Annotated in this window: 15 protein-coding genes and 3 pseudogenes; 12 read left to right on the forward strand and 6 right to left on the reverse strand. The window is 70.4% G+C overall.

Annotated elements, in window-relative coordinates; translation table 11 throughout:
* The first annotated feature begins 57 nt into the window (after nt 1–57).
* Nucleotides 58–1,191, forward strand: coding sequence for a hypothetical protein (locus MUU72_RS32530; protein WP_248017053.1), 1,134 nt, complete (start codon nt 58–60; stop codon nt 1,189–1,191).
* 196 nt (nt 1,192–1,387) lie between these two features.
* A complete protein-coding gene (gene msrA / locus MUU72_RS32535) occupies nt 1,388–2,047 on the forward strand; it encodes a peptide-methionine (S)-S-oxide reductase MsrA (protein ID WP_248017076.1) in 660 nt (219 codons plus the stop codon).
* Nucleotides 2,048–2,194: 147 nt separating this feature from the next.
* Here msrA and MUU72_RS36070 read toward each other — a convergent pair whose 3' ends face one another.
* Nucleotides 2,195–2,509 carry a hypothetical protein gene (locus MUU72_RS36070; protein WP_248017077.1) on the reverse strand — a complete coding sequence of 105 codons (315 nt, stop codon included), beginning with the start codon at nt 2,507–2,509 and terminating at the stop codon, nt 2,195–2,197.
* 90 nt (nt 2,510–2,599) lie between these two features.
* Nucleotides 2,600–2,953, reverse strand: a pseudogene (locus MUU72_RS36075) (tetratricopeptide repeat protein); the annotation flags it as partial.
* Nucleotides 2,954–2,960: 7 nt separating this feature from the next.
* Here MUU72_RS36075 and MUU72_RS35775 point away from each other — a divergent pair.
* Nucleotides 2,961–3,248: a hypothetical protein gene (locus tag MUU72_RS35775; RefSeq protein WP_248017081.1), complete on the forward strand. Its 288-nt coding sequence runs from the start codon at nt 2,961–2,963 to the stop codon at nt 3,246–3,248.
* Nucleotides 3,249–3,506: 258 nt separating this feature from the next.
* Here the strand turns inward: MUU72_RS35775 and MUU72_RS35780 are convergent.
* The 3 genes and pseudogenes from MUU72_RS35780 to MUU72_RS32565 form a co-directional block, all read right to left on the reverse strand.
* Nucleotides 3,507–4,070 (reverse strand): annotated as a pseudogene (locus MUU72_RS35780) (NB-ARC domain-containing protein); the annotation flags it as partial.
* A gap of 289 nt (nt 4,071–4,359) precedes the next feature.
* Nucleotides 4,360–4,713, reverse strand: coding sequence for a hypothetical protein (locus tag MUU72_RS32560; RefSeq protein WP_248017054.1), 354 nt, complete (start codon nt 4,711–4,713; stop codon nt 4,360–4,362).
* Between the two features lie 216 nt (nt 4,714–4,929).
* Nucleotides 4,930–5,427, reverse strand: a complete 498-nt coding sequence (locus MUU72_RS32565; protein WP_248017055.1) for an NUDIX domain-containing protein — start codon at nt 5,425–5,427, stop codon at nt 4,930–4,932.
* Nucleotides 5,428–5,538: 111 nt separating this feature from the next.
* Here MUU72_RS32565 and MUU72_RS32570 point away from each other — a divergent pair, with 111 nt between their 5' ends.
* From MUU72_RS32570 to MUU72_RS32590, 5 genes are all read left to right on the forward strand, one after another.
* A complete protein-coding gene (locus MUU72_RS32570) occupies nt 5,539–6,750 on the forward strand; it encodes a helix-turn-helix domain-containing protein (protein ID WP_248017056.1) in 1,212 nt (403 codons plus the stop codon).
* 114 nt (nt 6,751–6,864) lie between these two features.
* Entirely contained in the window at nt 6,865–7,311 is a 447-nt protein-coding gene (locus MUU72_RS32575) for an ATP-binding protein (protein ID WP_248017057.1), read from the forward strand.
* A gap of 208 nt (nt 7,312–7,519) precedes the next feature.
* Entirely contained in the window at nt 7,520–7,750 is a 231-nt protein-coding gene (locus MUU72_RS32580; protein ID WP_248017058.1) for a DUF7848 domain-containing protein, read from the forward strand.
* 125 nt (nt 7,751–7,875) lie between these two features.
* Nucleotides 7,876–8,106 (forward strand): sigma factor-like helix-turn-helix DNA-binding protein, encoded by a 231-nt coding sequence (locus MUU72_RS32585; protein ID WP_248017059.1) that lies wholly within the window; start codon nt 7,876–7,878, stop codon nt 8,104–8,106.
* Nucleotides 8,107–8,332: 226 nt separating this feature from the next.
* Nucleotides 8,333–8,623 carry a hypothetical protein gene (locus MUU72_RS32590; RefSeq protein WP_248017060.1) on the forward strand — a complete coding sequence of 97 codons (291 nt, stop codon included), beginning with the start codon at nt 8,333–8,335 and terminating at the stop codon, nt 8,621–8,623.
* Between the two features lie 422 nt (nt 8,624–9,045).
* Here MUU72_RS32590 and MUU72_RS32595 read toward each other — a convergent pair whose 3' ends face one another.
* Nucleotides 9,046–9,816, reverse strand: coding sequence for a GntR family transcriptional regulator (locus MUU72_RS32595; protein ID WP_248017061.1), 771 nt, complete (start codon nt 9,814–9,816; stop codon nt 9,046–9,048).
* A 168-nt stretch (nt 9,817–9,984) separates the two neighbouring features.
* On the opposite strand from MUU72_RS32595, the gene MUU72_RS32600 reads away from it, so the two are divergent.
* From MUU72_RS32600 to MUU72_RS32615, 4 genes and pseudogenes are all read left to right on the forward strand, one after another.
* Nucleotides 9,985–10,347 carry an SCO3933 family regulatory protein gene (locus MUU72_RS32600; protein WP_248017062.1) on the forward strand — a complete coding sequence of 121 codons (363 nt, stop codon included), beginning with the start codon at nt 9,985–9,987 and terminating at the stop codon, nt 10,345–10,347.
* Nucleotides 10,347–11,646: pseudogene (locus MUU72_RS32605) on the forward strand (FtsK/SpoIIIE domain-containing protein). Before MUU72_RS32600 ends, MUU72_RS32605 begins: the two are co-directional and overlap by 1 nt.
* Entirely contained in the window at nt 11,643–11,837 is a 195-nt protein-coding gene (locus MUU72_RS32610) for a hypothetical protein (protein ID WP_248017063.1), read from the forward strand. Before MUU72_RS32605 ends, MUU72_RS32610 begins: the two are co-directional and overlap by 4 nt.
* 235 nt (nt 11,838–12,072) lie before the next feature.
* Nucleotides 12,073–13,527 (forward strand): replication initiator, encoded by a 1,455-nt coding sequence (locus MUU72_RS32615; RefSeq protein WP_372503288.1) that lies wholly within the window; start codon nt 12,073–12,075, stop codon nt 13,525–13,527.
* Nucleotides 13,528–13,695 lie beyond the last annotated feature (168 nt).

A 13,695-nucleotide genomic window follows, 5' to 3' on the forward strand; every position in this document is an offset into this window, starting at 1 on the left:
TCCCCCACCCCCTCGCCACCCCTCCCAGCCCCTCCGACCCCGACCGGGACACACCACATGGACGCTCTGCTGCTTCTCCTCGTCGCGATCGCGCTCGGCGGTCTGGTCTTCCTGCCCTGGATGCGGCGCCGGCGGGCCGTCCAGCACGGCATCCGGGGCCTGGCGGTGGCCGCCGACCCCATGACCGGCTACGGCTTCGTCCCCCTGGAGCAGCTCGACGCCCGGCTGCCCGGCCCCGACGAGGCGCTGGACCAGGCCCTCGCCGAGGTCCGCCGGACGCACGACTGGCGGCCGGCCGCCGAGCTGCTGCGCTCCACCGGGGACGACTGGGAGCTGCGCTGGCAGCGGGTGCAGACGCTGGCCGGCGCCGCCGCGTTCGAGCTGGCGCAGACGCCCGGGGACCCGGCGGCCCAGGGCGGCCCGCGCACCGGCGGCATCTGGCTGCGCACCTGGCGCGCCGAGGCGCCCAAGGACGCCGGGGGCGCGGAGACGCACGCCCAGTTCCTGGTCGTCCAGGCGCTGCGCGACCCCGGTTCGCAGGACTTCCGGATGATCCTGGAGGAGGCCCGGACGGTCTGCCGGGAGGCGGCGCTGCTGGCGCCCGGGAGTCCGGTCCCGTACATCACCGAGCTGGCCGTCGCCCGCGGCCTGGGTGACCGCCCCGCCGACTACGAGGAGCTGTGGTCCACGGTCCGGAAGCGGGCCCCGCACCACATGGGCGCGCATCTGGCCGCGCTCCCGTACTGGTCGGAGAAGTGGCACGGGTCCCGCAAGGAGGCCGAGGCGTTCGCCGAGCGCGCCGCCTCCGGGGCGCCGGCGCACAGCCTGCTGCCGGCGCTGCCGCTGTTCGCGGTCTACGAGCACCTGCCCGAGGCCAACATGGTCCGCAGCCTCTTCCAGAGCGCGGTGGTCGAACGCGCCATCGACGGCGCCCACTTCGCCCTCCGGGAGGCCCCGGCCGACCACCCGATGACGCCGCACGTCCGCCACCTGCTCGTGTGGTTCCTGGTCCACGCCGAGCGCTACGCGGAGGCGATGGAGCAGCTCCGCCTCGTCGACGGCCACGTGGGCGCCGTCCCCTGGTCCTACGGCCGCAGCCCGGCCGCCGAGTACGCCGCCTACCGCGCCCTGGCCATCGCCGGCTGGGAGCAGCTCGGCGGCACCCCGGCAGACTTCCGCGCCCAGGACTGACGCCCCGGGGCCCGGCCCACCCCCGGGTCCCCAGCGGACCGTCCCCCGGATCGCCACCGAGCCCGTCCCAGCACCGGGCCGTCCATCACCCCGGAATGCCACCGGCCCCCGACACGTTCCCGTAGTACGCAACGCCCCGCCCGCCGCCCCTCCTCCCTCTCCCTCCTTCCCTCTCCGTCCCTTGGAGCCGATCCTGATGCTCTTCTCCCGCTTCAAGACCCACCTGCCCACTCCCGAGGAAGCGCTCAAGGGCCGCCCCGAGCGGGAGTTCCCCGTCCCCGACCGGCACACCGTGCTCGGCAACCCGCTGCTCGGCCCGTACCCGGAGGGCCTGGAGACCGCCGACTTCGGCCTGGGCTGCTTCTGGGGCGCCGAGCGGAAGTTCTGGCAGACCGACGGCGTCTGGACCACCCTCGTCGGCTACCAGGGCGGCCACACCCCCAACCCCACCTACGAAGAGGTGTGCAGCGGCCACACCGGCCACACCGAGGCCGTCCGCGTCGTCTTCGACCCGTCGGTCGTCCCGTACACGTCCCTCCTGAAGCTCTTCTGGGAGTCCCACGACCCCACCCAGGGCTTCCGCCAGGGCAACGACGTCGGCACCCAGTACCGCTCGGCGATCTACACCCACTCCCCCGCCCAGCAGCAGGCCGCCGAAGCCTCCCGGGACGCCTACCGCACGGTCCTCCACGCCTCCGGCTACGGCGACATCACCACCGAAATCCTCCCCGCCACCCCCTTCTACGCCGCCGAGCCCTACCACCAGCAATATTTGGACAAAAACCCCGCCGGCTACTGCGGGCTGGGTGGCACGGGGGTTTCCTGCCCGGTGGGCGTCGCCAAGGCCGACGGCTGAGTTCTTGCAACCGTAAGGGCGCACCCAGCAGCGTTGCCCAAAGGTGCCTCAGCATTCAATCTGGGTGTGTAGCCGCTGACGCGCTAGGTGGGGAGCAGAGGAGGCGTCGTAGGTCCCGTCTCAACCCGCGTCAATGACGGGGCCGGGTCACACCATCGAAGCCCGCAGCAGCCCTGGTCGCTCGGGCTGCCGTCTCTGCTGCCTTCCGCCAGTAGGTGAGGTTGTAGCGGGTGGCGCGGGTGTCGGGGTGGTTTTCGCCCAGAACCCGCACCCGGTCATCCAGAAGGTTGGCGAAGGCCTCCGCAGCTCCGCCCGCATCCCCCACCTCCCCCGCCAGGAAGCAAGATTGCCGCGGGTGGCGAGGGTGTCAGGGTGATCTTCGCCCAGGATCCGCACCTGGTCATCGAGGAGGTTGGCGAAGGCCTCCGCAGCTCCGCCCGCATCCCCCGCCTGCCCTCGCAAGGAGGCGAGGTTGTTGCGGGTGATGAGGGTGATGGGGTGATCTTCGCCCAGGATCCGCACCTGGTCATCGAGGAGGTTGGCAAAGGCCTCCGCAGCTCCGCCCGCATCCCCCGCCTGCCCTCGCAAGGAGGCGAGGTTGTTGCGGGTGGTGAGGGTGTCGGGGTGGTCCGGGCCGAGGTGGCGGCGGGTGCTACTGGCGAGGAGACGGAAGTGGTCGATGGCGGCGGAAACTTGGCCACTCTGCCCAAGACTTCGGCCGGTATGAAACAAGACGGCGTGGGCGTCCGGCCGGTACAGAGCGTATTCGGCGCAGCCGATGAGGGCGGTTGTGTTGGCGCGCAGAGCCTGCGGGAGGGTGGTGTCTCGTTCTACCTTGGGCCAGGCCGCTAGGAGGGCATCGGCGGCGGTGCGGGCGAGATGAGAGTGCTGGTCGGGGGCAAGCATGTCGCGCGTGGCGCGCTGGATGAGCTGGTGGACACGGACGGCCTGGTGGGGAGTGGCCTATGAGGCTGAGGCGGTGCAGTGCACGCAGGGCCTGTACGGCATCCCGGGGGGAGACCGGGGCCGGGTCCTCGGTGAGGTCCTGGCCGGTTCGGTGTCGGTGCTCGGCAACGAAGGCAAGGGCGGGCTCGCTGGTCAGGACGGCTTGGGGAATGCCATTGGGATCCAGGAAGGCAGCCAGCTGGAGCATGGGCCGGGCCAGGCCGGCAGGGCGGAGGGTATCGGCCCGGTCGATTGACAGCGACCACGCGGCGGCGAAAGGGAGGGCCTGATCGTCGGGGAGCCGGTCGGGAGCGGCGTCGGAGAGGGTGGTGGTCCGGTCAGCCAGTAGCGCTCGGTACGCGGCCACGTTCTCGCCGGAGTCGATGAGATAGGCAGTGGCCTGGGCCAGGGCCAGCGGAAGATATCCCAGGTCGCAGGCGAGGGCGGCGAGCTGCTCCGGGGGCTCTTCCAAGTCGTGGGAGGCCAGCGACCGGGTGAGATAGGCGACGGCCTCGGCCTCGGTGAACAGGCCGACCTCGATCCGGCGGCGGCCTTCCCCGGTCAGGGCGGCGTCACGGCGGCGCGTGGTGATCAGGGTGCGGCCGTAAGGGCTGGCAGGCGGCCCCAGACCGCGAAGATCGTCGGGGTCGGCGACGTCGTCCAGGACGATCAACCACCGGCATGGCTTCGCTGCGGCCTTGGGGGTGAGCCAGGCCAAGAAAGCCCGGGCAGCCTTTTCGGGATCGTCGGGGTCGGCCTGACAGAGTTCAACGCCAGCCTGCGCATAGCGGGCCACCAGCGCGGAGCGGGTGCTCGCGGTAGCCCAGACCAGCACGTCCAACTTGTCGCCCGAGCCCTCGTCCCAGGCGGAGCGGGCATAGTCGGCGGCGAGCTGTGTTTTGCCGACTCCGCCCATACCGGTCAGGACTTGGCCCAGCACAGCCGTGCCGCCGGCGCCAAGTACGGCTTGCACCCGCTCTGCCTCGGCGCGGTGCTGGAAGGCCTGAGCCCGGGAAGGGATCACTCCGACCTGGTGCGGCAAGATGGCAGGCTCACGGCGCGCATGCTGCTGCACCATAGTCAGCTTCTCCGTGCTGACCTGGTGGATATAGCCGGAGTTGGCGAGCCCTCCCTTGGAGGCGAACACACTCCCGGTCGTAGACACTCGTACCCGGGGGCCAGCGTCGTTGTCCGGCTGCGGGCCGCGGTAGCCGGTCACTGCCACGCCACCGGACACGGCCGTGGCGTGCCCCGTGTCGGTGACCGCTACCTGGGCGTCTACGGGCTCCGCGCGATCCTGGGGACCCGTCTCTCCGCTTACCACGTGGCCATTTCCTTTTCGTGCGTACTCAGCCCGGGTGCACCGCTCAGCTGTAGTCGATGCCGGTGACCGCGTTGCTGCCGTCGCCGGTGGCGGTGGCCTTTCCGGTCCTTTCCGCCTTCGCCGAGCCGCTACCGCGTCCCTGCGGGCGCTTCACACCGGTGACAGCCGTGCCCCCACTCTTGGCGTGGGCCTCCCCGGTGCTGACCGCCGTGTCGTCCGTGCGGTGTCCCGAGGGCTGGAACAGCGCCCAGACGAAGGCGATGATGCCGACGGCTGCCTGGATGGAGGCCCCGGCCAGCTGGCCTGCATCAGGGCTGTCCAGCAGCCAGAACAGTGGCGTGGAGACGACTCCGGCCGCCGCCAGCACGATGATCATGATCTTCCACCCGTGTGCCACCGGTCCCCCCGATTTGCCGGCCCGCCTCGAACTGCTGACGCTACGCCACTTCGGCTCACTCTATGAGATTTTCGCCTGAGCGGGACCCGACTTTGGAGCGCCTCCGCCCCGGTATGCCGGCTGGGTATCCACTACCTCCTCGTGGCCCTGTGCGCAGCCATCGATTCTTTGGCGCGATCTGTTCGGATAGGAGGACGGGGCAGAAACGAAGGGCTTTCAAGGGTTCTGGTTCCCCTGCCCGCTGTTCGGTAGCTCACCGTGTTCCAGGTACACCGTGAGTGTCTGCGCTCGGGCTGTGATTGCTGCCTTTACGCGCCGGGCAAGCCGCGGGATCAGCAGGTCATCGAGCTTCTCCGTGGGGTGGAACTCGGCTGCCAGCAGTTCGTCCGGCGCGAGCCGGATACCGGCGAGTTCCTCTGCGTGCAGTTGCCCGCCGTCGAACACGTACAGGACCTTGTCCCCCTCGGCTTCGCTCGGGGCCCAGTCGATGACCAGGAGCGGGCCGATGGCCGGAGTGATGCCGAGTTCCTCCTGGACCTCGCGGCGGCAGGCGGCCAGAGGGGACTCCGCGCGCTCGACGTAGCCGCCCGGGATTTCCCACTTCGGCTTGTACGACGGCTTGACCAAGAGGACCTGGTCCTGGTCGTCGAAGAACAGTGCGCCCGCTGCCATTCTGGGTGTCGCCATGCGCTGTTCGTGCTCGTTCTCGGCCATGCGGCCGACCCTAGCGGCCGTCGCTCGGCGGGGGTGAGATGCCTCGATCTCTGTCATTCGTTGTGCACGCTGTGTAACACTCGGGTGGGGCAGAGCGAGGGGAGCGCGGCCATGCGCGGCATGAGTGACCACCTGGAGTTCGGCAAGCGCGTGAGGTTCTACCGCAAGCGCCGGGGCATGCATCAGCGGCAACTCGGTGAGCTGCTGGGCCGGTCCGAGGACTGGGTCTATCGCGTGGAGTCCGGCCGCATTCCCGTGAACAACGTCAAGATGCTGGCGGACCTGGCCGACGCGCTGCGGGTGCACATCGAGGACCTTCAAGGAACGCCGGTTCTGCTGGAGGACAGCGACGGGTTCGCGGCCAGCGTGCCCGCCATCCGGGCCGCGCTGATGCAGTCCCGGCGGTTGGCGGGGTCCCTGGTGGCCGGCCGGGAACCCATGCGGTTGGAGCGCCTGTCGGTGGAGGTCGCCGACGCGTGGGAGCGGTACCAGTCCGGTCAGTTCGCAGCGCTGGCGGAGCGGTTGCCCGGTTTGCTGGCCGACGCGCGGACCGCCATGAACGAGCGGCGGTCGGGCAGCGAACGCGTACAAGCACTGAAGCTGTTCGCACTGACGTGCCATGCGGCGGCAGCGCTGCTGAGGAAGCTGGGTGAGACGAACCTGGCGTGGACGGCCGCGGACCAGGGTGAGATCGCGGCGATCGAGTCGGGTGACCCCGCCGCTCTTCTGTCCCTGCGGAGGGCCATCGCCCACGTCCAGCTCGGGGCGAACATGCCGGCGGAAGCAGTGGACAGCACTCTGGACAGTGCCGATGAGCTGGAGCGGAACTGGTGGAAGTCCTCGCCGACGTCGTTGTCGCTGTACGGCACGCTGTTCCTCAATGGCTGTGTCGCTGCGGCCAGGATGGGCAATCGTTCCCTGACGGACTACATGATCGGCAAGGCGCAGGAAGCCGCTGACCGTCTGGGCACCGATGGAAACGAGATGTGGACCGCCTTCGGGCCGACGAACGTGGCGATCCATCGGCTCGCGACCGCCTTGGAGTTCCAGGACATCCAGCTGGCCGTCGACATAGCGCCCACGGTGCGGGCGGTCGGCCTTCCCAAGGAGCGCCGGGCACGGCTGCGACTGGATGTCGCCCGCGCCTACGGGGAAGCCGGCCGGACCGATGAGGCGGTGGACAATCTGAAGCGCGCCTACACCACGGCGCCCGAGCAGGTGAAGGCACACGAGTTCGCACGGGACTTGGCCCGCAGGCTGCACAAGCGCACACGCCGGCGCGACGCGCAGCAACTCGCCGTCGCCCTCGGAGCGATCGCCTAGCGCGACGCGGAGGAAAAAACGGACCCGGAATTTTCTTCCGGGTCCGCTGTCGTTTGCGGGCTTACCGTCACGCCGTTCGACGTTCCGTAGACGCCTGGAAGGCGGTGAGCGACGGTGAGCAGCACGGTGACGGTCGCCCAGGAGGGAGAGCCCGAAGCCGGCATCCGGCCAGTGGTCGTGAGCCGCTGGTCCCGGCATCGCCGCTGTGTCGGCCTGGCACGCGCCGAACTGCGCAAGGTGCTGGCGGAGTGGGGCCTGGCCATGATCGAGGAGGCCGCCCTGCTGGTGCTCTCCGAACTCCTCACGAACGCGGTCCGGCACGCGCGCGTCCCGCCGGGTCGGGAGATCGAGACCCGCTACCTGCGCGAGGGCGGCGGGCTTCGTATCGAGGTACACGACGCGTCGGAGGAGCTCCCGGTCTTGGGGCCGTCCGGAGAGGCCGGCGGATGGGGGTTGCTCTTGGTCGATCGGCTGGCGGCGCGCTGGGGCGTGGCCGAACGGGACGGCGTCGGCAAGTTGGTGTGGGCCGTGGTGACGACGTGTGGCGGGAGTGAGGCGTGATGGCACGGATGTCTGCCTTGAAGGTGCAGCGGGGCGACCGCGTGCTGGTCCGCGGGGAGTGGCGGGAGGTGAAGGCCGTCCGCTCGGAGCGGTACGGATCCGGTGGGCCGGCCGTGACCCTGGTCTTCAAGTCGGGGGGTCCCCTGCGGGCTCACGCCGGTGACCTGTTGGACGTCGACCGCGGCGGAAGGCGGGGGCGCTGATGGCGATGGCGGCGATTCGGCGTTTCGCGGACTGGGTGCTGAAGGTGGAGACCTCCGGCAGCATGCCGTTCTACGAGATGGAGTGCATGTCGTGCGACGCCTCCTCGGTGGTGTCGGAGGAGCCGGGCGGGCCGCAGAACTGGGCGCTCAAGCACGCCGGGCAGACGGGGCACGGATTGTTCCGGGCCATGCACACCTGCTTCTTCCGGGCGGTGCCGAAGGCGGTGAAGCAGTGAGTGGAGGGACTGCGCGAAGCCGCTCGGGTCAGGCGCCGGGGCGTCCCGGAGACTCAGACGAGGCTGCCGGGGAGCGCGAGAAGCAGGCGGCGGAGATCATCGCGCTGTACGGCGAGGGAATGTCGGTGGCCCCCTTGAGGGCGCGGTTCGGAATGTCGTCCTGGGCGCTCTACCGGTTGCTTCGACGTCATCGCGTTCCGCTGCGGGGGCGGGACGTCCGCAATTCGGCGTCCGGCCGGGCTGCGGCGGCGTACGAGCGGTTGCGGGCGGACGGGATGACCCATGAGGAGGTTGCCGAGAAGTTCGGCATCAAGTGCGGCACGTTGGATCAGGCGCTGCGGCGCAGATCCGGCTGAACCGCTGACGGTCGCACCAAGGACTCGGCGGCGGTGACCGCCACCTATGCGACCGGACCAAGAGCTGTAACCGGACCACCCCGCGAACCTTGGCCGGGCGGGGGTGGTCCGGCCAGGAGTCCCTGCGGACCCCGGAGCCGATGCTACCGGGGCCGTTGCCATGCGTTCACGCTGCGGGCCCTGGCGGCCGGCCTTCTGCCAGCGAACAGCGAAGGGACTTCAAGCGATGGACAGGTCGGGGGACGCGGGCTTCGGGGGCGCACAGTTCGACCCGGACGCGGTGCTGTGGGTGCGTGGGGTGGACTACCTGACCGGCTGGCGTGACGCGACACGGGCGGCGGATGAGCTGGCAGACGCGCTTTCCGCGGCTGGTGTGGAAGCGGCGGGTGCGAAGCTCCGGGCTGGCACGGACACGGACGGCTCCGGCGTGGTGCGCTTCGAGCTGTCGCCCACAACCACGCGGCGGGTGGCGGGGCTGGTGCGCGCCGCGGCTTCCCGGGGGCGTAATGCCGGGTAGGGCAGTCGGGGTGCGACGGGCGGTACCTGGGTGGCGCGCTGTGCAAGCGCCGGTGGTCGTGGGGACTTTGGGCGGGAGCTGCCACGGGGCGAGAGAACAGGGGGCCTTACGCTGGCCAGCGATCGGGCTGGCTCCTCGCCTGCCCGCAATGGCCCGATCGGCCCCCTGTTCTTAGAGGCTCGCCCCGTGGTGGCTGCCTAAAGTCCCCACGGCCGCCGGCCCCGGGGCCACAACGCCCCTGCCCCGCACGGCGGTTGTCCGCTGGCCGGTACTCGGGCCGGTTGCGGTGCTGCGGGCGGTGGGCGTCCGCCGGGACCGGCCGCCAGGCCGCAGCCCGGCGGGGCGGCCTGGCCGCCCGGCGCGCCGCAGGCGCGCCCTTGAGTAAGTGAAGACAGGTTTCGACAGCCGCCGGGTGGAGGGCGTCAGACGGTGTGGAGCGCGCGGGGACTGTCGGCGGTGAGGTGGTAGGCGAGTTGGGCGCGGTCGGCGCCGGTGCGCAGCTCTTCGAGGAGCAGGGGGCGTCGGTCGGTGCCCAGGGTCACGCGGCAGGCGAGCAGGATCGGGGTCGCGTCGGGGACCTGGAGGACGTCGCGCTCGTCGGGCAGGGGCATCCGGGCGCTCACGGTCTCGTCCCAGGTGAGCGTGTGGCCAGCCTCAGTGAGCAGGGCGTAGATCTGCCCGGGGGCCGTGTCCGGGGCTTTGGCAAGTTCCTCGACCTGGTCAGCGGTGGCGAACGGGATCAGCACGCGGTGCAGCGCACGGGTGCCGGTGTGGGGGTCGGACAACAGCCGGTCCACGGCGAACAACGCCTCGCCTTCGCCGAGTCCGAGCAGCGGCCCGGTGGTCGCCGTGGTCGTGGTCCGGTAGATGGTGGGGGCCTCGGCCTGCTGCCAGTCCTGGTGGCCGGTGCGGAAGGTCGTGCCGGTGCGGGTGATGGTCCGCTCGATGTTCACCGCCGGGGCGGGCACCGCACGGACGTAGCTGCCCTTGCCGTGGATCACCTCGACCAGCCCTTCGGCGCGAAGGGCGTCGATGGCCTTGCGCACGGTTGGGCGGCTGACCCCGTACCGGTCGATGAGCTGGGCCTCTGACGGGAGCAGGGCTCCCGGCTTGTACTCACCCGCGGTGATCCCGCTTCGGATCTCGGCCGCCACCTGCTGGTACAGCGCTCCTGGGCGCTGGATCTCTCCCATGTCGGGGCCTCCTCATCACCTCTGGTCGGCGGTTCTGACGTTACCTGACGTCACTCGTAAGCATAAGCGCTTGCCCCGGGTGGTCACGGCATGCATAGTGGGCGCAACTCGTAAGCGCGAGTGACGTCACAGGACGTCTCCTCTGTATGGCCAAGGAGGCCGCAACTCATGCCGTCCATCCCTGTGGAGACCTCTCGGCTCGGCGTGCTCCGGTGCGCGGTCGGGCCGGAACCGAAGATCGCCGACTTCGAGACCCAGCAGGTCAAGAAGGACCGGGACGGCAACACCATCTACACCGTCGGCGTGACGGTACGTCAGGAAGGTCGGCGGGTCTCCGTGATCGAGATCGCCGTTCCCGGCGAGCCGAAGGATGTTGTGGAAGGCACCGAAATCCGCGTGACCGGCATGGAAGCCTTAGCGTGGGCCATGGGCGATCGGCACGGAATCAGCTTCCGCGCCGCCGCCATCACCCCCGCGCCCGCTACCTCTGCCCCCACTGCCGGTTCGGCCGGCAAGGGCGGCGGTGCCTGATGGGAATGCTCCTGTTCACCTGCGCGCTCGCGCTCGTGATCTGGTTGCTGGTCTTCCGCAACGAGCTGCAACGACGGCGGCCGGAGTGGCACTGGTACCTCGTCGGCTACCCCGTCACCGCGCTGCGGGTGGCGTTCACCTGGCGCCGGGTCGCCTACCTCAACGGCCTGACCGTCTCCCACAAACCGAACCGGCGCGTCCTCGGTGACCTGGAGATCAAGGGCGAACCGCTGCGCACCCCGCACCCCGCGCATATCGTTCCCGCGCGCCACGCCCTACGGGCTGGAAGTGCAGGTCCGACTGCATCCGGGACAGACACCCGCGCCCTTCCTCGCCTCGTCCGACGCCTTCGCCCACGCCTGGCGGGTCCACTCGGTCCGCGTCGTCTCCCCGGAACGCGGCATCGTAATGATCACCGCGACGGCACGTGATCCCCTGGAGAACACCGACCGCCCCACCCTGGGCGCGGGGGAACTGCTGTCGGCAACGGTCGGTGCACTGGAGTCGGGACGCGCGTGGACCATGGACTTCCGCCGGGTGCCGCACTGGCTGATCGTCGGCGCGACCCAATCGGGCAAGTCCACGCTGCTGGCTCGGCTGGTCACCGAACTCGCCCCGCAACCGGTGGCCTTGGTCGGGATCGACTGCAAGGGCGGCATGGAACTGGGGCTGCTGGAGATGCGGCTCTCGGCCCTGGCCACCTGCCGCAGTGAGGCGGTCACCGTACTGTCCGCCCTGGTCACCGAGATGCAGGCCCGCATGCAAGCCTGCCGCTCCGCCGGGGCCCGATCGATCTGGGAACTGCCCGAGAAGACCCGGCCCGTACCGGCCGTGGTGATCATCGATGAGCTGGCGGAGCTGTACCTGACCAACGGCAGCAAGGAACAACGCGCCGAAGCCGAGGAGTGCACCACCTACCTGCTGCGGCTCGCCCAGCTCGGCGCCGCCCTCGGCATGCACCTGGTCGTAGCCGGCCAGCGCGTCGGCTCGGACCTCGGGCCCGGGGTCACCGCTCTGCGGGCCCAGCTCAGCGGCCGGATTTGCCACCGGGTCAACGACCCCGGCACCGCCGAGATGGCACTCGGCGACCTCAACAAGGACGCCGTGATCGTCGCCCAGTCCATCGGTGAAGCCGAACGCGGAGTCGCCGTCACCACCGGCGACCTGGGCGGCTGGGTGCGCGGCCGGTCCCGTCTGACCACGCCGGCCGAAGCACGGGCGGCAGCGGCCGAACACGCCCGGATGACTCCCCGCCCGAAGTTCCTGGCGGGCGTACCCGGAGGGGGGACGCTGCTGTGAGCGAGCAGTCCGCCGTACTGCTGGCCCTGGTCTTCGGGGTCATCACCGTCCTCCTCGTCCGCTCCCGCGACGTCAAGTGGTGGGAAGCAGCCCTGATCAGCCTGTTCGGCATGTACGTGGGCCAGACACCCCTGCTCTTCGCCGCGGACGGCCTCGTCCAGTGGGTCATCTCCATCGTCACCCGCACCTGACAACCGGGAAGGCGCCAGCAATGTCCATGCGCCGCGTCCGCTGCCCCGTGTGCAAGGGACAGCGCTACCGCAAAACCCCCTCCGGCCACCGGCGCCGCTGCCGCTGCTGCCGGGGCACCGGAACCATCCGCTGACCGCCCCCTCACCGACCACAAGGAGTGATCACCGTGGACCCAACCCACCCAACCGCCACCATCCGCGCCGCTTCGGCGGCCCACCCCGGGAGGTCCCCACCATCACCGCCACCACTGCGGCTGACCGGCGCGCCGCCCTCGACCGCGCGGCGCGCCTCCGTCAGCTCTCCGAGACAGACCGAGACATCCTCCGCATCGCACAAGACCCCCAGTTCTCGCGCTGGTTGGCCCAGATCACCGCCATCGGCGGCTGCGCCCACCCGATCCACCTGACCGGCTCGACCACCACCCGCGACGGCGCGACCGGCGAGATCCTGCACCACTACGACACCAGGAACGAACCCGGCGAACGCCTCCTTGTCCGCTGCCGCAACCGCCGCGCCACCGTCTGCGCCCCCTGCTCCCGCCTCTACGCCGGCGACACCTTCCACCTCGTCCGCGCCGGACTCCTCGGCGGCAAGAACGTCCCGACCGACGTACGAGACCACCCCCGGCTGTTCGTCACCCTCACCGCCCCCTCCTTCGGGCCCGTCCACCGCACCACCAGGGACGGAGATCGTTGCCGCCCCCGGCGTGACGCCGACCGCTGCGACCACGACCGCCCCCTCGGCTGCCCGGCCACCCACGACGCCACCGACCCGCTCATCGGGCAACCCCTGTGCCCCGCCTGCTACGACTACCCGACGCACGTCCTCTGGCACGCCCACGCCGGCCGCCTCTGGAAGGCGTTCACCGACAACCTCTACAACCACCTCGCCGCCCGCACCGGACGCACCCGCACTGGCCTGCGCCGCGCGGTCCGTATCTCCTACGCCAAAGTCGCCGAGTACCAAAAGCGCGCGGCAGTACACGTCCATGCGGTCGTGCGCCTCGACGGCGCGGCCGGTCCCGGCGATCCGCCTCCGGCATGGGCGTCGGCCGAAGACCTGACCGCAGCCGTACGGACCGCCGCAGCAGCCGTCCACATGCGCACTCCGTATAGCCGGGTCCTTGGAGAACACACCCTGCGCTGGGGGTCCCAGATCGACGTACGACCGCTCCGTGCCTTCGGCGGCCACGAAGGCTTGGCTGACGACGCCGTAGCCGCCTACGTCGCCAAGTACGTCACCAAGGGTGCGACCGGCGCCGCTACCGGCCTGGACCACCCGATCAACGGTCCGGACGACATTCCCACGGGGCGGCTGTCACCGCACGTCCGAACCCTTGTCCACGCGTGCTGGCGACTCGGTGGCCTCCCTGAGCTGGAAGCGATCAGACTCCGGTCCTGGGCACACACTCTCGGGTACCGGGGCCACGTCCTCACCAAATCACGCGTCTACTCCACCACGTATGCGACGCTGCGCGCCGACCGCGCTCAGCACCAGCGTGCCGGCGCCTCGCCCGACCCGACCGCCACTCCCGGTGCGATCAGCGAGAAGCACTGGCGGTACATCGCATCCGGACACAGTCCCGGAGCCTCTCTTATCGCTGCCGGCATCGCGGAAGACCTCGCCATAAACCGTGAACTGGCCCGGGAAGAAAGGCACTTGCACGCCGAACGAAAGGGTGACGCATGAGTCACCCGAGCGCCCGCGAGTGGGGGCGGGCCCAGGCGGCCAAGGCCCCGATCTGGGGCGACGAGCGTTGGCATCGTATATCGAGGGTCCTCGGCGTGGCTCTGGTCGAACGCGGCGAAGAAAAAGAACGGGGCGAAGCCGGTCACGGGGGTGAAGGCATGCGATAGG

The organism is Streptomyces rhizoryzae (assembly GCF_023155275.1).
In the GTDB taxonomy this organism is placed as follows: domain Bacteria; phylum Actinomycetota; class Actinomycetes; order Streptomycetales; family Streptomycetaceae; genus Streptomyces; species Streptomyces rhizoryzae.